Origin of the sequence: Streptococcus sp. CSL10205-OR2 (genome assembly GCF_025660655.1) — a bacterium.
GTDB lineage: Bacteria > Bacillota > Bacilli > Lactobacillales > Streptococcaceae > Streptococcus.
The window spans coordinates 82,972-105,935 of sequence record NZ_JAOTIN010000005.1; the positions used below are offsets into that span (position 1 = coordinate 82,972).

At 33.5% G+C, this 22,964-nt stretch carries 13 protein-coding genes and 1 pseudogene; 1 reads left to right on the forward strand and 13 read right to left on the reverse strand.

The window, feature by feature from the left end; genetic code table 11:
* Positions 1-40: 40 nt before the first annotated feature.
* From N7659_RS04060 to N7659_RS04085, 6 genes are all read right to left on the reverse strand, one after another.
* Positions 41-1,831 carry a DUF262 domain-containing protein gene (locus tag N7659_RS04060; RefSeq protein WP_263275952.1) on the reverse strand — a complete coding sequence of 597 codons (1,791 nt, stop codon included), beginning with the start codon at positions 1,829-1,831 and terminating at the stop codon, positions 41-43.
* Between the two features lie 2 nt (positions 1,832-1,833).
* Entirely contained in the window at positions 1,834-3,129 is a 1,296-nt protein-coding gene (locus N7659_RS04065; protein WP_263275953.1) for a DUF262 domain-containing protein, read from the reverse strand.
* A gap of 168 nt (positions 3,130-3,297) precedes the next feature.
* Complete coding sequence (locus N7659_RS04070) at positions 3,298-4,017, reverse strand: pseudouridine synthase (RefSeq protein ID WP_263275954.1); 720 nt, start codon at positions 4,015-4,017, stop codon at positions 3,298-3,300.
* A gap of 50 nt (positions 4,018-4,067) precedes the next feature.
* Positions 4,068-5,123: a hypothetical protein gene (locus N7659_RS04075; RefSeq protein WP_263275955.1), complete on the reverse strand. Its 1,056-nt coding sequence runs from the start codon at positions 5,121-5,123 to the stop codon at positions 4,068-4,070.
* Positions 5,124-5,175: 52 nt separating this feature from the next.
* On the reverse strand, positions 5,176-5,715 hold the full coding sequence (locus N7659_RS04080; RefSeq protein ID WP_263275956.1) for a hypothetical protein: 540 nt from the start codon (positions 5,713-5,715) through the stop codon (positions 5,176-5,178).
* A gap of 52 nt (positions 5,716-5,767) precedes the next feature.
* Positions 5,768-6,976: an alpha/beta hydrolase family protein gene (locus N7659_RS04085; protein WP_263275957.1), complete on the reverse strand. Its 1,209-nt coding sequence runs from the start codon at positions 6,974-6,976 to the stop codon at positions 5,768-5,770.
* Positions 6,977-7,355: 379 nt separating this feature from the next.
* Between N7659_RS04085 and N7659_RS04090 the strand changes: the two are divergent.
* A pseudogene (locus N7659_RS04090) lies at positions 7,356-7,557 on the forward strand (ISL3 family transposase); the annotation flags it as partial.
* A 68-nt stretch (positions 7,558-7,625) separates the two neighbouring features.
* Here N7659_RS04090 and N7659_RS04095 read toward each other — a convergent pair.
* The 7 genes from N7659_RS04095 to N7659_RS04125 form a co-directional block, all read right to left on the reverse strand.
* A complete protein-coding gene (locus N7659_RS04095; protein WP_263275958.1) occupies positions 7,626-13,736 on the reverse strand; it encodes a ZmpA/ZmpB/ZmpC family metallo-endopeptidase in 6,111 nt (2,036 codons plus the stop codon).
* A gap of 412 nt (positions 13,737-14,148) precedes the next feature.
* Positions 14,149-17,298: a hypothetical protein gene (locus N7659_RS04100; RefSeq protein WP_263275959.1), complete on the reverse strand. Its 3,150-nt coding sequence runs from the start codon at positions 17,296-17,298 to the stop codon at positions 14,149-14,151.
* 291 nt (positions 17,299-17,589) lie between these two features.
* Positions 17,590-18,945, reverse strand: a complete 1,356-nt coding sequence (rlmD, locus tag N7659_RS04105) for a 23S rRNA (uracil(1939)-C(5))-methyltransferase RlmD (protein ID WP_263275960.1) — start codon at positions 18,943-18,945, stop codon at positions 17,590-17,592.
* Between the two features lie 75 nt (positions 18,946-19,020).
* Positions 19,021-20,505: an LCP family protein gene (locus N7659_RS04110; RefSeq protein ID WP_263275961.1), complete on the reverse strand. Its 1,485-nt coding sequence runs from the start codon at positions 20,503-20,505 to the stop codon at positions 19,021-19,023.
* Positions 20,506-20,669: 164 nt separating this feature from the next.
* The gene (locus N7659_RS04115) at positions 20,670-21,152 is read right to left on the reverse strand and encodes a shikimate kinase (protein ID WP_263275962.1); all 483 of its coding nucleotides are present in this window, start codon (positions 21,150-21,152) and stop codon (positions 20,670-20,672) included.
* A complete protein-coding gene (gene aroA, locus N7659_RS04120) occupies positions 21,145-22,428 on the reverse strand; it encodes a 3-phosphoshikimate 1-carboxyvinyltransferase (protein WP_263275963.1) in 1,284 nt (427 codons plus the stop codon). Before aroA ends, N7659_RS04115 begins: the two co-directional genes overlap by 8 nt.
* 103 nt (positions 22,429-22,531) lie before the next feature.
* Positions 22,532-22,873: a YlbF/YmcA family competence regulator gene (locus N7659_RS04125; protein ID WP_199567065.1), complete on the reverse strand. Its 342-nt coding sequence runs from the start codon at positions 22,871-22,873 to the stop codon at positions 22,532-22,534.
* Between the last annotated feature and the right edge of the window lie 91 nt (positions 22,874-22,964).

The following is a 22,964-nucleotide window of genomic DNA, read 5'->3' on the forward strand; positions in this document are numbered from 1 at the left end:
TCCTCCAATCATTTAAAAATTTGTTAAAAATCTTCCCTTTTCAAATATTCTCACTAAGAATATCAAACATTTTAGCTTGATGTTCTTTTGCTAAGTCTTCAGTCCATTGGTTATTATTTTTTCGCATCATTGCTGCCATAATTCGTAGTTTCAAACTTTGTTCGATTATTCCAGGGTTTGTGCTTGCTTTACCAATTGGCATTGCATTGCTGAAGGTAGAATTACCTGAAACAGTAATCAAGGCTAGGTTACCAAAGCTATTTAAAATAGCATCTGGCCATTTGGTTTGTTCTGATGGGTGTTGGGGATAGAAATGTTCAATCGAACTTCTAAATTGAAATTGCCAGTCATCAGCTAAAGGTGTGACGATTGTTTCACCCTGATAACTGAAACCTTCTCTATACAATAAATAATCCAAGTAAGTGAAAACAATTCTGTCAAATCCAAAGCCTGATTTTGTTTTATATTGAGAATCTTTGACTTTAGATGCAGCATACTGTTCAAGACTTTTTAGAATATCATCCTCTTCGTTTTTCAAATAACTAGCTAAAATAAGTGAAATCCAGTGCATTGTTTTTGGTGAGGTATAGGTAATACGCAAAGCCGATTGCAAAGTACGAAGCTGCTTATTACTAATACTAGCATTAGTATTGTCTTTATCTGCTTCTTCCCCAAAAGTTGAAAGATATTGTGGTTTTGCTCTGCTTTTATAATCAACATATTTTTTTAGTTGTTGCAAGGACCATTTCCCAGTTTCCTTATAGTCTCTAGCGTACTCACGTTTCAAAACATATTTGTCAAAAATCACTCGAGCCTTTAACAAGGTAAAAAAGAAGTTTTTTGCTGCTGTTTCACTTTCCCAATTCTTTGCCAGATTAGCCAAAAGGTTTTTATCGTCTAAACTAGCGTCATCATCAGTTGTTCTTGTGATTGCTTCATTGACCTGTAATAAGAAATTGGGAAAAGAAATGATGGCTTCAAACCGTTCATTTTCATCAGTTTCATCTTGTTTTCCAATCGTTGATGTTGGTTTATTATCAATAATATCTTGTAGTGACCTAGCCTCTTCTTTATCAGATGTCTCACCATAACTATCTTCTAATGCTTCAAAACTGTTTATTTTCGGTGACAAATCCGACCAATCATCTGTAAAAATCTGATTCCTTTTATCTGACGGAAAATTCATCTGCACATAAGCATCCATATTGGAACAATATTCCCAAATATCTTTGGCGATTTTTTTAGCTTTCGGTGACGTCAACTGCCCCATCAGATTGGCCTTGGCAATTTCATGAAGTTCTAATTGTTCCCCGCGTGTGTTCATGATTTCAAAATAATGATTCAAATCAATCTTAGCTGGGACTTGCACACGGATGATGTTAACATGATGTAATCGCTCAATAAATTGCGTTTTATCTAGACCTGTCTTCTTAAAATAGTCTGAAATAATTTTATAACCTTCTTTGATTTCATCAGATTGTAGTTCCTCAATCAATTGCGTCATATCAGGTAAAGCTGCCAGCGTTCGATTTGATTTTTCTCTTGCTTCAAACCGTAAAGCCTCTTTACTAAAGGTCATTCCTAAGTACCTTTCGAGTATGAATAAGGTTGTCAGACGTTGTTGCCCGTCAATCACCTCATAAACATTATTGTCTTTTTGATTGACAATTAAATTACCAATAAAATAGTCAGAATTAGCTGTCTCAATATCATCTATCAATTGTTCAATTTGATCTGTTCCCCAAGCATAATTTCTCTGATAAATGGGAACTTCATAAGAAACGTTGGAAAATATTTCTGATACTTTTATCAATTTTAGTGTTTCACTCATGCTTACCACCCGTTCCATTCTTTTAATACATCATAAACTGCTTTATAGTTATCATTTGGGTCTTCAATCTTATCCATTAATAAGATTTTTAAGTCTTGAGCATCAATCATTTCACTCATTTGTGTAAATAAATCTTTGTTTTCATTGATACGTTCATGTCTACCACAAGCATACTTGTTGATGGTTTGCGGATAAACTGCCTTCATTTTCAAGCGCAATGAATAACACCAAGTGTATAATTGATGCATGACCGAGTCATCTATCGCTTCAAAACTAAATCGATCCGCAAAAAACAGCAACGAAGCTTCATAAAGTTGTTTGATATAAATATCGCCAGTTCTCTGACTTGGTATTTGTTCAGGCTGATGGTAATCTTCAATTTTATGCTTAACCTTATCTAGTAAATTTGCATAATGCAAGGTCCAAGCAAAGAAACGTTTCCCTGCCATAATCGGTTGAGTCAGCTGAAACTGATTTAATTCCTCAGAACTCAGTAGTTCTCTTGAACCACTAGCATTAATTTGCTCGATAAAAATATTACTTGCCTTATGGTAAGTCGCATAATTGTAGGTATTAGACTGTTTAATGCCCTTAAAATCATGAATTTTATCACTAGAATAATTCAAACCGTCCTTATGCTTAAACCAACGAATCACCGGGTATAAATAGTTTCGAAAGAGATCTTCCAAGGCAGTTTGATCTGTTTCTTCCCAAGAAGAAATCAATTGACGCTTGAGTTGTTCTAGGTCATGATTCATTTCACGTAAATGATAGGACTTCAACAAGTCATGCGGTTTAAGAGCTTTACCACGAGAATTTTGCGAATCAAAAAACTGAAAAGCTTCTTGCTCACTATCTGTGACAATCTGAACAAGAGTGCATTTTTCTTGTACGTATTCTTTATATTTTTTTCTCTCTCCATCAGATAGTTCCAAACAACGTTTCTTAAGCAGGACAAAATTTTTATTAATAGCCTCATAAGATGATGGTTGATACTCCTGTTTCAAAAGTGTTTGAATATCATCACCTAGAGCATACAGTAACATTGATAGTGTTGTGGTTCGTTGCTGCCCGTCAACAATCCTATAGTCCTCATTTGGGAAATTTTTATGGAGAATGACAGAACCCAATCGGTATTCATTGATACCTGATTTAAAAGCATTATAAGTATCAGTAAATAACGTATTGGTTGATTTTTCAGACCATCTATAAGGTCTTTGATACTCAGGAATGGTCAATTTTTGTTCAAGTAATTCTTTTATCTTAACAATCTTTAATTCACCTTCAATTAACGTCACAATTTCTAAACTCCGTTCAAAATTAATAATTATATTATAGCACGACTAACTTTATAAAATAATACTTTATCAGATTTTATTTTAAGAAAATAAAAAAGCTCACGATAAATCGTGAGCAGTTAGCAACATTTTCCATTGACTATCATGATAACAATATTCCATCCCGTTCTAATCCAAAAATTGTTTTAATTGTTCTTTTTCTTCTGCTGTCAACAAGCGATAATCACCTGGTAAAAGGGAGTCTTCAATAGCAAAGGGACCAAAGGAAATTCTTTTTAGTGAAATGACTTTAACACCATAACTCAAAAACATTTTTTTAATCTGGTGGAAACGTCCTTCTCGAATGGTGACAAAAGCCTCGCTTTCATTTTCTGAGGAGGATAAGATTGTTAAGTCTGCAGGTTTACAAACAGTGCCATCTAAAAAGACGACACCAGCTTGGAAAAAAGGAACAGCATCTTCATCAAGAAAACCATTGACAGTGACACGATAGGTTTTGTCAACATGATGGCTGGGATGAAGCATCCGATAACCTAGTGGACCATTATTGGTGAGGAGAATTAATCCTTCGGTATCACGATCCAAACGACCAATAGGATAAATATCCGCTCGTTTATCCGTCTCTTTTAGAAGGTCGAGCACCGTTTGAAAGTTTTTATCCTTTTTTGCCGTGACGACACCCTGAGGTTTGTTCATCAGATAATAAATCGTTTGGTGATAAGTAATCAACTTACTCCCAACCCTAACCTCCTGAATACTAGGGTCAACGTTGCGACTAGCATCAAGCACGATTTGGTTATCAACCGTGATTTGCTTCATTTTGATCATTTTCTTAACCTGATTTCGGGACCCGTAGCCTAACTCACCCAATAATTTGTCTAATCTCATAATAATAGTGTAACATTTTTTGATTTTCAACCTTCTTTTTCTAATCATTCTTAGTCATTTTCACTGTTTATCACTAGAGCATGAGCCAACTTAATATCGAATTCTTGCAAGTAAATTATTTCAGAATAATTCGTTTCTACATTAAGGATAAACAATGTTTTGTGAAATAAAAAATATTGGTGAGTGGGGGTTTTTGCAAAAAATGGGACAACAATATCATCATAAACCGTTGAAAATTCTGATATTTTTTCCCCATGTGTCTCCAACTGATAAGTCAACCATTTCCCATTTTCTGTTGCAATCAACAACTCATTTCGATTAGGCTCATAGTCTATAAAGACAGGATGTAAGAGAGGTGTAGTGATTTCAACATAGGATTTTTCTTTCGTATCCAATTGATAGGTTAAAAGCGGTCCTTGTGAAGCATAATCTCCACTACTTCTGTCTAGCAAGTAAAGTGTACGACCGACATTAACCATCTTGACATAAACACCTGGTTCTTCAATATTAATTTTCTCCTCAATATCAAACGATTTGGACAATTTCCATATCTGTGTAGATGGCATACTAGTGTCATTACTTACTGAACTCATCAAAAGATAAAGCGAGTCATCAACCACTAAAAGTTGGTTAGCCATGTTAACAAAGTCATTATCTATAAGACGTTTGTTCTCGATTTCATTAAAATCTTTGTCATACTTAACCAAACGAATCCCTTCATCTAACGTGACAGAATAAAGATAGGTACCATCAGAGGCTATCGTATAAGGGAAAGTCGTACCCAAAGTGTGAATTTTTTCTGTTAAATCATCACGCTGAACAGAAATGATGGTTGGTTCTACAGTCTTTCCATTTTGTAAAGATACTGCAAAAAAACTAGCATCCGATTGAGCAGTATTCTCCTTGTTAAATTGCAACTGATTTTTTCTCGCAACACTTTCTACAACAGAAGCAGAATCTCCTTCTTGCTTAAAAGTCACAATCTTGTCTTCATCAAAAATAGCAAAATCATACGGTTGACTGATTTCTTTTGGTTCTGGTTGTGACTGACAAGCAACCAGAACTATACTAAAAATAGCTAATAAGAAAAGCCATACTTTCTTCATGTTTTTCTCCTTTTTTAATAAATGACAGTGAATGACAATCATCATATAAAAATTAATCACTAAAAAATCTCGGTAACTCTAACGCACTTGACCAAGGTAGGCATTGATTTTCGTGTTCCAGTAAATAGTACCAGATAAGATGATCGCAACTATCAAGGGTTTCTTCAAACTCATACCTATCCCATGACCACTTTCCAAAGGTATCATCAAGAATACTAACTGATTCTTGTATACCATGAGACCAATAAAAATGCGAAACATAGATGCCATTTTCTTCAATAGCATACCATTCAACCGAATGGTCAAGTAAAATAGCCTTTCGAATGGCAGCAATTGGATAATCCCATCTTGTTGTAAATTTCACCAAATAGGTTCCATTTTCTTGCTCCTTGTATGAAAAACCATCGCCATAGTAAATATACTCCCCATATTTTTCTCTGTAGTCATTAAGATTAGAAACACCAAACAGTTTATTAAAACTAATATAGGGTGGATCCATTTTTTCATTCTTACAAATTGGAAAATAATCTATTAAATATTTCTCAAGAAAATCTTTTGAACAAATAATTTGCTGATAAACAATGTTTGCCATGTGTAACACCTAACTCCATCTGATTTTATTAGTTATAGATATATCCTTTACTTTAAAAGATTGAATCTAACCAATCATAAATGACACTACGGGCAAGTGTTAAATTATCAATTTGACAGTGTGCGCTTGCTCCTTCTTCTTCAGTAAATACTTTTGAAGTTTTAATAGAAGAAGAAATGTTTCTAAAAAAAGTTTCAGATTGTTTTAGAAAAAGTTCACCTTCTCCTTCTCCTGAAAGAGCTAGTGTTGGACAAGTGATTTTGTCTTCAATACCAATTAATGTTGCTCTCTTTGTTAATTCTAAAAGTTCTGAAAACTGCTCAATCCCAGATTCCCACAAAATTAATTCAATGCTATTTTTAGTTGCTTTAGAAATAAAGTGCTGAGTACTGAAATCTACAAAAGAAGACAATTTTGAGGACAATAAAATTTTTGGAAATACAGCTGTAAACATTCCATGAATATCTCTCAATGCTGAATTACAAATTAAAGCTTTGATACGATGATCAAATGCAGCTGCTCTTGCAGCAAAGTATCCGCCAGCACTATAACCAATTAAGGCGATTTTATTCACATCAACAGTTTCTCTTGTTTCTACAAAATCTAGAACTCTTCCAATGGGAACTTCTGTATCTTCTCGAAGCGTCAAAGAAGAATTTTCATAAATAGTGCTAATATTTCCTGTTATTTCACAAAGTAAGATGTTATAATTCCTTCTTAAACCTTCTCTGGCACACCAGAAATACATTTCCATTGCTGTTCCTTCACCACCAGTGACTACAATCAATGTTGGGCGTTTTTCTTTTTTATGAGAAGGTCGCAAAAAATAGCAAGGGAGAAAACCTTTTTCAAAAGGAATCTTTATAGGTTCAAATGGATGATCAAAAAGTGCACCTGCTTTTTCAAAACAAGCCTTAGCATTTTTCCAATTTTCAAAATGCCATTTATTTTTTGGTGATAAACAATTCATCGCTGAACGATAATAATTAGAAGCTCGTAAATAACTTTTTGTAGCACTATCAATATTATTTTTTTCTAGTTGATTATCTCCAACTTTTTCAACAAATGACGCTGTATTAGTCCATGCATTTGCTAAACTATCTATATCTTTGTCTTGAGTATTTTTCTTAACATTTAGACATTCACCAATCTCAGCACCATTTTCAGTTAAAGTAGCCATAGTTCTCATGAATTGAAATTCCATTTCTTCATCACGAAAAATATTCCACCTTGCATTGCTTCTTCCCTCTTTCAAAGCCATATGAAACACCTCCTTTTTAGAATACCTTTTTTATTTAAAATAAAGAAAATTTTTGTCTCTTAGTTAAGAATAGTTATTTTCCTAAATAACAACAGTATTATTATCTAATTATCGTTATATCACGATTTAGTATAATCTCTGATATTTTATAAAAGAATATAAATAATGAACCGATATCTCTGAGTGATGATGGTAAATATAGTATTTATTGCTTTAAAAATATCGTTATAATAGTTCAACAGGAGCAATTTCAAAAAGGAACCATATGCCCTAGCCTCCTGAAATTTAATATATACCTATTATACTAAAAATACAGCTGTTTAGGGACTTCAAAATATATCAAGACATATAAGCATATATAGCTTCGAGATTGGCTTCAAAACGGTTTTTAAAATATAAGACATCTATCGCAAATGCATTTGAACTTCCTTATTCGAATGCGAAACTAGAAGACACAAAGAAATTAATCAAATCTTTTATAAGCTTGTAGTTTCAGAAACTTTAACAACTTTAAAACAAAAATGTTCATTGCTTTGCACATAAAAAGAGAGAATCAAATGATTCTCTCTCGAATTAGATGACTAGTCACCTACTACAGTTGACAATGAGCCTTAAAATAGTGTTGAACTGAAATGATAGAAAATTTTTATCAATTAAAAATCGATTCTCTAAACTCATCTGTCTCACGCAGATAAGCATTATAAATTTTCTTTTTCAACAAGTTAACCCAGCTTGCTGGAGTATGATTAGTAGCTCGTGGTAAGTTGTCAAAATCTTTCTGAGCAGCAGCATCCATAAGTTCTTGTAATTGACTGAGACTACTGATAGTAATAGTTTTAGTACTTTGAGGATTTCCTAATTCATATTGTATAGTGATCGGTTTAAGAGTTTGCAATTTATCAATTCTTTCTTGATACATTGCTTTCTTAAAGGCTGCCCAGCTTTCATATTTTCCATTAAAAATATGTTGTAGGACATGTTGGTCTGTAATCAATGGTACATTTCTATTAAACCAGCTAGACCAAGTTAATGAGTTTTCAGCAGTAGCAACATCACCCAATTGATTTGATACATAAGGAATAAACCCATTTTGGTAACCTTTTTCTGCCAATAATTCAAAAGCTATACGCCTGAACATGACATCTCCTGGTGCGCCATTTTTATTATCTAAAGCAGCATAAATAGGAGAGTGTAGGCTAGTCGTATAATAGCCGTTACGACCACGTTTTCCTTCTCTATAATCACGTCTATTAAGAATATTATTATCAATAAGACTATTAAAATCCGTTAATTTTGCGACTTCTTCATCGGTTAGAGCACGGACAGTATTTCCTGCATGTGTCTCTTTACCTGTTTTTTCATCAGTAACATAATAATTTTCAATCGTGCGATACCATTCTTTTTTAACTTCTGGAGTTGCTTTTAAAACACTTTGTGCTTCTAAATATTCTAAGCTATAGACAACATCAAACATCCCTCTGATATATTGTTGTAAATCATCAGCATTTTTAAATCTAGTTTTAGGAGAAATAGTATGCATTCTCGTATCAGAGTCGGGATAATCGTTGAAAATGTGATTGATGGTGATCGTTGCTTCATCAATGTTATCAGGAGCCTGTAGTAAGCCTAAGGCAAATAACTCTGCCCCAAGTCCTGTTCGTCTACCATTTCCTTCAAAATAAATATTACCATCAAAATTGTGAACCATTTCATGAGTCATGGTAGAGGCACCATTTCTGTCTAGAATACGATAATAAATAAAACTAACGTCATGACCAGTTGCATAAGCACCGGCACCGTTATTGATATACCATTTTCCAACAGGACCAAAGAAATCTCTAATAGAGGCATCCTTGGATTCTAAAGTTCTCCAACTTGATTGAGTAGCATTATTTCGATAGTTAAATCCATCATAATTGAGAATACTATTTGCTAATTTCTCACGTGATTCTGGACTTAATATTTTATACCAAAAATCAAAATGATCACGATGCCATTTAGCTGTTGTATCAACTAGTTTGTGCATGTATGTCTTATAATCTTCCCCATTTGGCGTTTCATTATTATAGAGATATCTTTCATAACCACCAAAGGAAATAGTTGAAAGGGTTGAAATAATATAAAGACTTTCTTCTTTCATAGTCAATAAAGGAAGAATCATATTTTTAAATGACCAACTATTTTGTGTTAGTTTATCATACAATCCAATGGCAAATTTATCATCACGTGTAGCAGTTTCTTGTTTAGACCTAACCTCAGGAATATCAGACAATGTTTCAACAATGTATGCCTTGCTATTATCTTTGAACCAACGACTATTTGATTTGTTTGGTAAAAAGAGTTGACGGTAGGTTTCCAATAAGTTAAAGAGCGTATTTTGTTGTTTAGGATATGCCAATAGTTTACTATAGGTCAAAACGGTATTTTTACCTTTTAATTGTTCAAAACCAGATTTACCAATATTTATGATGACATCTAAACTATTACTATCTTGAGAACCAAAGAAGTCATGTTTGAATGCCGTTAAATCTTTTGTATTTAGGTCATCATAATTAATGTCGTACCAACGATTCATATAAGCTAGACCTAATAAAATAGCCTCTTTATTCTCTTTAATAGTACTAATCAGATAGTCTTTCACACTCTTACCTTTTGTGTTGATAGACTGGTTCATGGTCAATATTTTTCTGATTTGATTAGCTAGATTACTTTTAACGTCCGCAAAACTTTCTTCAAGGAACAATTCGTATAACTTATCATTATCTGTCATTTTAAGAGTCGTTTTTAAACTTTCCTCAGAAAAAACAACAGTATTCAGTTCAGGTAGCACTTGGTTGATAACATCGGTATAATCTGAAATAAATTCCTCAGGGGTATAGATAAGATCTGTATTAGCTATTTGATATTCAAAGATATCTGTATTTTTAAACTGACCAATAACGTTTAATGGCAGATAGTCGATAGTCCCATCTACATAATGTAACATTAGTTTATTGATAGCATTCTTTTGATTAGCAATAGCAATAATAACTTCAGAGTCTTTCATTGGAACGACATCAAGAAGCTTAGTTTGATACAGCTTATCGCTAGTTGATATTTTATTCCCTTGATAGATAATCCATTCTTTATTATAAAATGGAACGAGTTTTTCCACATTATAATAGGCAGTAGAACGTTCAGAAACAGCATTTTTAAGGACTGTATAATCTAAATTTTCATGACGTTCTAATGGATTTTTACTATCAGTAATCGTTGCCGTAATATGATAGTTAGTCAGTTTATTAGCAATATCAGCAAATGTAATCTGTGTTGTCCATTTGTCAGCTCGTCCTTTATTGTCTGTTGTGACAGCATATGCTTGACGGATATTAGCATTATTATGAGCAGTATCCCCGTGGATAAGATTACCATTTTGAACGTCAATATCACTAATAACATCATTAACTTGACCGTTAACCCATGTTGAACCAACAATTCCACCAACTTGACTATTTCCAGAATAATTGATTTTTCCTCTAGCAATGGCGTTTGATAAACGGGCATTATTGTCCATCAAACCAACTAGTCCACCACCACGATGTGTTTGACCAGTGGTTGGTAAATTCAATGTCACATTAGTTGAAGCAGCTCTTAGACTGGCTTTATTTAATCGACCAGCAATCCCTCCTGCCATATATCCAGTTTGCCAGTTGGCAGAACTATTAACCGTTCCTTCAAAGCTAACATTTTGAATAGTACTATTTTCAATCCCAGCACCTATGATACCACCTACAACATTAGAGCCTGTGATATGACCCGTCGCAGCAATATCTTCCAAGTGACTGTTGCTAACAGTATTGGCTAAGCTACCAAGTTCTGATGTTACTGCCTCAATGGAGACATTTTTGAGGTCAAGATGTGTTATAGTAGCTTTTTTAAGGGTGTTAAATAATGGTTTTCTTAAATCATAGATGGCATACTTATTGCCATTATATTCTGCTGTTAAAGTGCCACTAAATTCATCGACATATGAGATATCATTTTGTGAAACGTTAATATCACTAGCGGTTAAATTCGCACCGATTGTGTAAGAACCAGATGGATTATTTTTGATGGCTGCTATCAAATCCTTAAAGTCTGTATAGACAGCATCATTCCTTTGAGATTTAGCAACAAAAAAGTGGAAACCTGATTGATATTGTGTATCTTCTGCCATCTGTTTATCTTGGACTAATTCATCAAACATCACTGATACTTTATAAGCATTTGGATGACTTGGGTCTTCTGAAATATCTGAAATAGGCAATAACTTCTCTTTAAATCGATCTGATTTAATCTTGATGAAGAAATTATCTAACTGCGTTGGCTTTTCAGCAAATGACATTAAGCGTTTAAAGTTTTGCTCTTCTTTTTCATAAATTTCTATCTCATCTACATCTTTGAATTCAATTTTCTTATAGTCAAGTCGGAATGTTTCAGTATTGTCTGAAAGCTTAGTGATATTACCGTTACCAATATTATACTGAAGTTCAGTTTTAATAGTATAGTCAGTATAATAATCAAGGTTTGATAAGGTTAAAGAATCATTGATATTTGTAATTTCTATTTCTCTAAGAAGATTAGAATCATGATAAAGATAGAGTTTAGACGAAAGAGAGGCTTGATCTTGATCATTCAATGTAAATGTTACCGTAGCTTCTTTACGTTCTTCATTTTTAGTGATTGTTTTAATAGCCAAAGTTGGTACACTTTTTAATTGACCATCTAAAGCTTGACGTGCAGATTTTAAATCATCTAGTGCCTTTTTAACATTTGTTTTATTGGCTTCTTTATCATTTAACACAGCATAAGCATTGGAAAGCGCTTGATCATAAGCATTCTTTTTAAAATTTTCTGCTAGTCGATATAACAAATCCTGTTTAACAATGTCTTTATCATCATATTCTGCTTGGAGTTGTCGCTTATCTACTTTTATACCAATGGTGGTGATTTGATCAACAGGAGCTAACGTTTGTGTAGACGATATTTCTTCTGTTTTAATAGTTTGACCATCAATGAGATGGATACGCCTAACGATTTCGCGCTTACCTTTGACTCCAGGACGTATGTCAGCTTCTTCATCTTCATATTTGTCAGCATCGTTAACCACTACATGATTAAAATCAATGTCTTCAATTTCTGTCTCAATTTTATAAATAACTTCAGCTACATTGTCTGCTTGTCTAGGTGCTGCTTCAGGAACTTTACTCTCTTTAACCTTTGTACCTATAGCAACAATTCGATTGACTGGTGATTGGCTGATTTCGTTTGAGATTTCTTCGGTACTGATCACACTACCATCAATTGTATCAATTTTGGTAGTGATGGTGCGTTGTCCTGTTACACCTTCCTGAATAACTTTTGATTCTCCAACAAAAAGTTCATCACTGTCTTGCGTTTCTTCGGTAAATGGAATAGTTGACGTTGTGGTTTCTAGTCGACTCTCAACTCTTGCCTCTTTTGAGTCTGGTTGTGTAGGTGCTGTTTCAGGAACTTTACTCTCTTTAACCTTTGTGCCTATAGCAACAATTCGATTGACTGGTGATTGGCTGATTTCGTTTGAGATTTCTTCGGTACTGATCACACTACCATCAATTGTATCAATTTTGGTAGTGATGGTGCGTTGTCCTGTTACACCTTCCTGAATGACTTTTGATTCTCCAACAAAAAGCTCTTCACTGTCTTGCGTTTCTTCAGTAAATGGAATAATAGATGTTGTTGTTTCTAATCGACTCTCAACTCTTGCCTCTTTTGAGTCTGGTTGTGTAGGTGCTGTTTCAGGAACATTGCTCTCTTTAATCTTTGTGCCTATAGCAACAATTCGATTGACTGGTGATTGGCTGACTTCGTTTGAGATTTCTTCGGTACTGATCACACTACCATCAATTGTATCAATTTTGGTAGTGATGGTGCGTTGTCCTGTTACACCTTCCTGAATGACTTTTGATTCTCCAACAAAAAGCTCATCACTGTTTTGCGTTTCTTCGGTAAATGGAATAGTTGACGTTGTGGTCTCTAGTCGACTCTCAACTCTTGCCTCTTTTGGATCAGCTTGTCTAGGTGCTGTTTCAGGAACTTTTACGATGTTAGACGATGTCGAACTGTCTATCTCAACATCTTTGGTATTATCTTTAGGGATTTTAAAATAACCAATATAATCATAGCCATTTATAGTGACTGGCTTTGGTAAAAATTGTGTTGATTCAATCTGAAATGTTTGATTAAACTGAGATAAAACATCATTTTTTAATGCTAAAACTTCTTGTGAACTCATTGTTATTCCGCCAGCTGTCAATAACAAAAGACTAACTATAACTTCTTTTTTACGTTTCTTTTTTATAATAACAATGGCAACAAGTATTAAACCAGATGCTATCAAAGTACTGAAATCAGATGTTTGTTGACCTGTTTTAGGTAGAGTTTTATTTTGAGAATCTGATACTATTTTTTCTTGAGGTTTATAGATAAAATAATAGTCGGTATCATTTTCTTCAATTTGTGAAGGAAATCCTTTTATGATTTGATCATACTCTTTCTTTGTCAATTCGGAATCAGTAACATAGTGGTAGGATATTGTTTTGAGAGCTTTTGTACTAGATGTTAACTGATCAGCCGAAACAATTTGTGCTGGTCCATCAGAAAATCCTACAAATAAGCTCGCGATTGCAACAGACAAAAATCCAATCGTTAGTTTACGAAAGGAAAATTTCTGCCTTTTCTCACGGTTAAAAGGTGCTTTCATATTGCCTCCAAAAAAAAATAATAATATTCTCTATTCTATCATAAACATAAGAGGAAAACAGTTGATTTGATTAATAATTTTGTATAAAATGCATTATTACACTTGAAACGAGAAAAAATCAGAAAAAATAAAAAACTTGATATAATAAGTACCAAAACAACTACTCAAAAAGAAGATACTCATGACTAATCAGCCACTACAATTAACATAGTTTTCTATATCAAGATCAGTAAAATATACAAACACTCTCGAAGCTATATACCTTCGAGAGTGTTTGTAAACAACTATATAAAACCAAATTGATTCAAATTTTTAAGCAATAAAGGACACTTTGATGATTTTGCTTACTAAAGCGTTAAGCGTGCTATTTTCACTTCGTATGCCTCCCCGTCTACAATAGTTTCTTTTCAGTCTACTTGATAATACTCAACAAAATTTTCTTCTTTCTTTTAGAGTTTTGAAGTTTCTCAAAGATATTCTCATCTTGGGAAATTATTGTAAATAATTGACTTAATTTTTCATAATTTATATCTTCTGCATTGTTCATAATCTCTATTGTAGAATCAAGAAGCTCTCTCAACAAAGTATAGTCAATTTTCGAGATAAAACTAAAAACTTTGTTATTATCAACTTTAGAAAAATCAAATGTCAGATTAATTAATAAAACTAAGTCAGATAGCATTTGATTTTTTAATGATGCTGCCATGCTATTTTCAAATTCAACCTTAGCAACCAATCTATAGTTGGTCAATGAGTACTTAATTTCAGAAAAATATGGAAGTTCCAGATGCTTAGCTAACAAAGTTAGTAATTTATCTAGTACATGTAATCTAGCAATATGTTCTTTATCATGTCCTTTTTCTTTTCCACGTGGAGCCTCCGTATATTCAATTGATAGATAATTTTGAGAATAAACTATTTCAGATTTATGAATTGTCAAATCAAAAAAGATTTTTAAATAGTTTCTCGATAAATAACATTTAAAATTTCTAAAGAATCCTAGAATAGGAATTTGTTGATTAATTCTTTTTTCATTTATGCTATTATCTATTTCATTAACAGCTTTTAATTGAATTTGATGAATGATATTATGAAGTTTATGTAAATTTGTTTGACTTTTATCTTCTTTTTTTATTTCGTTATACCACACGTTATCATATCCATAGCCAATTACCATACTAGTATTGCGTGTTGTCTTTAAATAAGTAAAGCTTTGTGAACAATAATTTAAATAATTTTTCCTATATTTTATATCTATCAATTCTACAAAATATTGACTATAACGAAACCATTTTAATAATTCGGTTCTATATTTCTTATATTTTCCAATATCATCAACAAATTCTTTTGCGATTTGTTTTGCATATAGATCACACAATTCAATGTTTTTCTGATATTCTTCACTAAAAATCCTTAAATAAATATTATGATTAGTTTTTTTGACTTTCTCATATAACGACATTAACTCTCGACAATTTTGGTAAACAAACTCTGATGAGATACTCTGACCAACATCCTTCGCTTTTTCTATCATCTTATACACATCATTAAATGTGGTTATTGAATCTATAAAATTTTTAAAATCTAAGATATCAGCTGGTACTTCCTTTAGCATATCAGTATCTAATAAACCGTAGTTTTGTAACATAAGGAATATCTCAATATCTTTTTCATCGTATATAAAATAATTTTTCAGTAAATAGGGAACTAACTTTTCATCATAAAAAAGACCACTTTCGATATTTACAACTAATTGTAAAAATTTATATTTTTTATTAGTCACTCTTTTTTTAAAAAAGTCAGTGTATTTAACTTTTTGAATCAGTTCAATATAGTTTAATCTATTATCAATATTGCCTAATCCATTGATATCTTCGTCATAAAATGATAGTACTTGCTTCAACTTTAAATTTTTGACTCGATTTTTATCTAAATTAAAATAATAATAATCTCTAGCAATCATTTCTAAAATATCGTCTGATATTTTTTCTTGATAATAATAAAAAGATTCATTTATCCTATGCTTCAGTAAGTATTGTTTATATTCAAAAAGAATACTTACACAATCATCTGCCAAAAGAAATTCATTTATAGTTTTATATAAATCTAAGCCAAAGCTAGTATCTAAAGATACCAAGTTCTCTTTCCACCTCACTGAACTTGGAATATTCTCTAAAAACTTTTGTAATGCACCACTATCATCGGGATTTAAATTAAGGAATTCTCTAAAAACTCTCTCTATTACTAAGAAATTTCCCTCATGAACCTTTTTTTCTAAGCTTGGTATAAATAATTTACCGTTTGCCTTATCATCTCCTGTAGTATATTTGTATTGAGGAAGATATTCTGTCAGAATTAAATTTTTGAGAACATGATCACTGACATAGTATTTCGCTTTACTATTTCGTTGTAAAAAAATGTATTTTTCGATTGATACTTTATAAACAGAAACCCCCGATTCTCTGAATCTTAAAATCTCATGTTCAAATCCATTGCCTTCTAAAACTACAACAATTGGCTTATTATCAAGATTTTTTATATAGCAGTCCCATGCTGTAATGACGTCATAAGATAATAATAACTTACCCGAATACGTCTCACCATAATAACTTAGTAAATTAGATGATATAACTTGATCCGTTTTATTGGAAATAAGTGATTTATTTGAGATAGGAAGGGTATGTAATTTTCTAGCCTGTACTAAGAATAGCCTAGACCCATTAACAACCCTTTTATCCTTACCTTTGACATCAAAAAAGGTTTCACTTTTTTCTCTATATCTATAATATGTCGTATATGCTGAGGTCTTTCCTACAATTTTACCGAGTCCAAAAGCGCAGCTAAACTCTATTTTATTATTGGATTTAAATCCTACAATAGATATTTTTAGATTGTCTAATGTCTCTAATACCCACTCTGAATCAATTGAAATTTTAAATAAATCAGCTAGTAAGTCTATTTGATCGAAAATTAAATCTATAGTATCTAAGTCTAATTCTGGAAAAACTTGATCAGAAATATCTTCATTACTTTCTAGAAATTCCTGAAAAAAAACATCAATTGATTGTATATAATTTTCAAATGATATTGTTTTGTCAAGATTTAACTGATATATTGTTCTAAGGCTAAAAAATGATTCAATAAGTTCACAATATTTTGTCATTAAACTATCACACGAATGATTTTTAACAACTACAGAATGAAACAAACCTGCACTTGAAAAAGTTTCTTTATCCTCTAAGGAATCAGAGCGAATAATAATTGTTTTTCCTTCAAATTCTTTATATACTTCATAAAATAGGCTCTTTCTACCAATACACCATTGATAGAATTTTTCAAAGAAAAGATAATCTGACAACAATTCTAATTCTTCATAAGATCGTTGACTTGCAATTTTTATAACTTGAAAATAATATTCTTTTAACTCCTCTATAAAAGGAGGATTTTCTAATAGAAACTGTTGAAATGTATTGATTAACAGTTTTTTTGCTCGAGGAATATTTATTTGTGGTAAATGAGTAGATACATGCTGTAAATTTTTAAATTTTCCAAATGTCATCATTTAATATTTCCTTTTCGGCGATAAACAATTCATTGCAGAACGATAATAATTAGAGGCATTAGTATTCCTCAATAGTTACTTGATGAAAAAGTTGTTGTATATCAAACCATGCCAATATAAAAAATACTATCTGCAAGGTTGATTAATACTCTAACAAACAATAACTTTATGATATTAAACATTTTTCTTAAATTCCTCGGCTCTATATTGTGTAATGGTTTTTAAAAATAGCAATCAGTATTTCAAAAGTCATTATTCTAAATGATCCTGTACAAACTTTAACTATATTTTCTACTCCCTCACCAACACTCCGACACACTCCACGTGGTGCGTTTGTGGGAATAAGTCCACCGGTTGTACTTTTTCAAGGTGGTAGCCTAGTTCTTCATAGCGTTTGACATCACGCGCCATGGTACTCGGGTTACATGAGATATAGGTGATTTTACGAGCCTTTGTTTTGGCACTGGCTTCGATAAAGCTCTCTGCCAAGCCTTTTCTTGGTGGATCGACCATAATCACATCTGGCTTAATCCCTTCTGCCACCCATTTGGCCATGGCATTTTCTGCGCTATCACAGACATAGGTGGTATTTGTGATGCCATTTTTTTTGGCGTTAGTTTGTGCATCTCTAACCGCTTCTTTTATCACTTCAACACCATAAACGTGCTTAACGTGATTGGCCACTGACAGACCAATTGTCCCAATACCTGAGTAGGCGTCAATCACCACATCATCAGCAGACAAATCAGAAAAATCAATGGCAATCTGATAGAGTTTTTCAGCCATTTCTGTATTAACCTGATAAAAGGCTGGTGCTGATATCGAAAACGCATGCCCTAGCATGGTATCTGTAATCGTGTCCTTGCCATAAAGCGTTTTATAGGTTTTACCAAGAATAGCATTACCTTTTTGATCATTAATATTTTGAATAATGGACTTGACTTGAGGAAATTCTGATACAATCGCATCAATCACTTGGTCAATCCTAAAAATCTTTGGTCGAGTGGTGACAAGAACAAGCATCATTTCACCCGTATAGTGCCCGCGACGAATGAGAATGTGACGTATCAAACCTGTTTGATGCTCCTCATCATAAGGTGTCAACTCAAATCGTCTAAACAAGTCTCTTAAATAATTGATAAGCTTGTCAATCTCTGGCTCTTGGATGAAATAATCAGAAATCGGCACTAGGTCGTGAGACTGTTTCCTAAAAAAACCAGTTTCGATTTGACCAGCAATCCGACGGACAGGAATCTGTGCCTTGTTGCGATAGTGTTTGGGCTGAGACATACCAATAGTTTCTAAAACAGGAACGTCAGATCGTTTAGCAATCTTGTAAAGATTATCTGCCACCTGTTTTTGCTTGAACTTTAATTGCTCTTCATACGACAGATGCGCCAAATCAGCAATCCCGGTTCTTAAATAATCAACCTGAATATTTTTTTTGCGATGAGGCGAGTATGTTTGATAGCTTTCAACCTTACCATAACCTATTTTTTTAGACATTTTTAAGACACGCATGGTGATTTTTTCACCAGGTAGAGCATTTTCAACAAAAAAGACAAGACCATCGTGTTTAGCGATACCTTCTCCCTGATGGCTTAAATCAACTATTTCCACATCAACTAAATCATTTTTTTTCAACATTATTAAGACTACTTTCTTTTAAGCATTTCTTTCATTCCACAAAAAAAGAGTGGCAAGCCACTCTATTATATCACATTATCGTAAGCCTAATTCAGAAAGACGATTTTGGTACTTATCAAAATCAATGGCTAAGCCTTGGCCCCCATACATGTCATAGTCGTCAATCCAATCTCCAAACTCAGGGATAGTTTCTTGTTGAATACCTTCCTTACCACTAGTCACAACAGATAAACCATTACTAATAAGGAAAGGATAAGAGACATTGGTTGAGGTGAGGGCATAGATTTTTCCTATGGCAGCAGACCCTGTAAATAGTTTCGTCGGATCTTTGATTTGGTCTATGACAGCTGCCATCACCTGTTGCTGACGTTTCGTTCTCCCAAAATCCCCTTCATCATCTTTACGAAAACGGGCATAGTTGAGGAGGGTTCTACCATCCATCCGTTGTTTTCCAACAGCAATCGTCTGGTCTGGAACAATTCCATTTTCCATCCTTAAATCATCTGGCACATCAACAGACTCAACGACTTCACCATTAATAGTAGAAAATTGAGCATCGATGGCAACACCATTAGGAAAGAGCGTGTCAATCGCTTCTGCGAAGGTTTCAAAGTCAATCATGACATAATATTTGATATCAATATCAAAATTACGTTTGAGCGTTTGACGCATAAACTCAGCACCTTGATTGTCATTTTGTTCACCAATCGCAAAGGCTGAATTGAGCTTGCTATCATAACTATAGTCATCATAGCTAACGCCTTCAATATTGACCAAAATATCACGCATGAAGCTGACCATTTTAACCTGACCTGATTCATTACCAATATTAACCACCATAATCGTGTCGGTTCTTGCTTCATCAGACCCTTGACTAACACGTCTATCACTACCTAAAACTAAGATATTGGTACCATCAAAAGTGTCCTGCCCATCAAAAAATTCTTCTACTGCAGGACTAAAGTTGGCACTATCAGAAGAGACATCATTCATGCCTTTAAAAAACATGATGACCATGCCGATAAAAGTTAAAACAATGAGGGCTAAAAGGAGTTTAAGAAAGGTCTTAAAACGAAAACGACGTCTCCTTGGTTTTTTCTTAGCAAGTGGTGCAGTAGGTTCAACCATATCCCGTTGTACAAGTCGCTTTTGTTTTCTTGAGCGTCTCTTTTCACTGGCGCGATATTTGGGTAAGCCATCAATCACGTAGTTATCATCTTCAACATCCTCATAACTATCGTAATGATTATCATTGTCATAATCATCGTATTGATTATAGTCATCTTGCTCGAAATGTCTTTGTCTAGCGTACTGAGAACTCCTATCATACTCAAAAGGTCTGTAGGCGTCTTGTCTTCTTCTTGATGTTCGTTGTGGTGCTTGACGTTCCTGTGTAAATTGATTAGAACTGCCACTTTGTGCTCTATAAGTTTGGAATTTACTATGAAGATAATTAAATTCCTCTTCTTCTCTTTGATTCAAATAATGAATGTTTTTTAAGAGGTACTGATAGCGCAGTTCTTCATGGTGGGTCAAGCCAATATCTCTTTTTCTTGCCATTGCTTTTTCCTATCTGTACTTTTTTTCTGTGACACAATGCATTTTTATCTATAGTCACACAATCATCTAAAATTTTATACTGATTTTAAGCAACTGTCAACTATTCACAGTAAAATAGGCGATTTCTACAGGATTTTTGACAGATTTTTCTTTTTAAGTATCATTTATTGATTAAGAAAATCCTTGATTAATTGACTAGGCATTCTACCTCCCACCTCAATAATCGTCGTTGCAACCTCTTCATATAAGGCTTGTCTTTTTAAAAAGAGATGATAAAGCTCTTCTTTTTTCAGTGATAAAAATAAAGGACGATTAGTCTTACTATCTTGTTTTAAACGGTCATAAAGGGATTCAAAATCTAATCGTAGAAAAATAACAGCCTCTGCCTGTTTTAAAAGTTCTCGATTAATGGCTTTTTCAACAATTCCGCCACCAGTAGCAATAATCTGATCAGTTGTTAACAATTCTTGTAGGATTTCTGATTCTCTTTGTCTAAATAGGTCTTCTTCTCCTTGATCAAAGTAATCACAAATAAGACGTCCATATCTTTCTTCCAGATAATCATCCATGTCAATAGCATCTTTTGACCAAGCTTTAGCTAGGGTTGTTTTTCCCGATCCCATAAAACCAATTAAAAACTTAGCCATCAATTAAACCCTCCAAATCCTTGAAAAAATTAGGATAGCTGGTTTTAATAGCCTCTTCTCCTGTTAAATGAACCTGTCCAGATGAAACAATCAAAGCAGCAATCACAATCATCATGGCAATCCGGTGGTCTTTATGGCTATCAAGTATCGCACCATGTAAAGCTGTTGGACCATTAATCACCATACCATCATCAGTGGCATAAATATCAGCTCCCAGAGCTTTCAAAGAAGAGACAATAAGTGCAAGGCGATTACTCTCTTTGACTTTTAGTTCTTTTGCATCTTTAATAATCGTTTGCCCCTGGGCTTGAGTTGCTAATAGAGCAATAATCGGCAATTCATCAATCAAACGTGGAATGATGGCTCCAGAAATAGTGGTGGCTATTAACGATGAGGAAGAAACTGTTAGGCTTGCAGATTGATTTTTCTCATCACGATGTGAGATAAAGAGCTTGCCACCCATATCTTTAATAACATCCAAAATACCCGTTCTTGTTGGGTTAATCCCAACATTGTCTAATCTGATTTGACTATTTGGAACAATTAAACCCGCTACCAACCAAAATGCCGCACTTGAAATATCACCAGGTATTGTTACCTCTTGTCCTTTTAGTTTCTCTTTACCATAGACACGAATAGTTTTCCCCTCACAATCAATTCTGCCACCAAATTGCTGTAACATCTCCTCCGTGTGATTTCTCGTCAGTTCTTTTTCAATAATCACACTCTCCCCTTGGGCTTGAAGAGTAGCAAAAATCAGGGCTGATTTGACTTGGGCAGAGGCAACTGGCAAGTGATAGGTTATCTTGGAGAGATTTCTTGACCCTTTAAGGGTCAAAGGAGGAAACTGTTTTTTTTCATGACCAGAGATAGAAACCCCCATTTGCTTTAATGGGGTCACAATTCTATCCATCGGACGTCTCGATAAACTCTCATCTCCAACCAAGTCAACCTCAAAAGGAGAACCAGCTAAAATACCAGCGATTAGACGCATGGATGTTCCTGAATTGCCCATATCTAATGAAACATCAGGTTGTTTCAAACCTTCAAAACCGTTACCATTAATCTTAGTGACTTGAGCTTCTTGAGTAATTTCTACTCCCATAGCTTGAAAGGCTTTGATGGTTGCCAAAACATCTTCACTCTCTAAGAGACCATGAATAATCGTTGTCCCATGACTAATGCTTCCAAACATTATGGCTCTATGACTAATGGATTTATCACCCGGAACACGAAGACTCCCCTTTAATGATGATACATGTGTTCTTAATTTCATAGTTATTCCTTGTTACTGTTTTATATGACTTATCACTTAGACAATAAACAAAAACACCTAAAATGTGAGAGAAAACTCAAACATTAAGATGTTTTAATAGATTTTATTCTGCTAATTCTTGTAATGGTTTAAAGATAATTTTTTCAATATCTTGAATATAAACAGATAAGCGTTGTTGATTGTCAAAGAAATGTTTAAGGAGTTCATTTTTTTCAATTCTTTCTCCTAATTCTTGTAAGGTTTTTTGTTCCTCTTGACCTGGCATTTGTCCTGTTGTCATCATGGCTTGGATTTTTTGTTGTGCTTCTAAAAATTCTTGCCACAAGGCTTTAGCATCTTCATTGGCATCCACTTCTTTTTTAGCGGCAACAACTGCTTTGTACTCTTCTAAATCACGAATGCCTCTCTCAAGTGAATTAGCAAGGTCATAGATATTTACTGACATAGTGTTCTCCTTTATGATAAGTCTTATTAATCAAATGATTAATGATCTTTACCATTATAACATATTCCTTAGTTTTTAGCTTTTATCATCC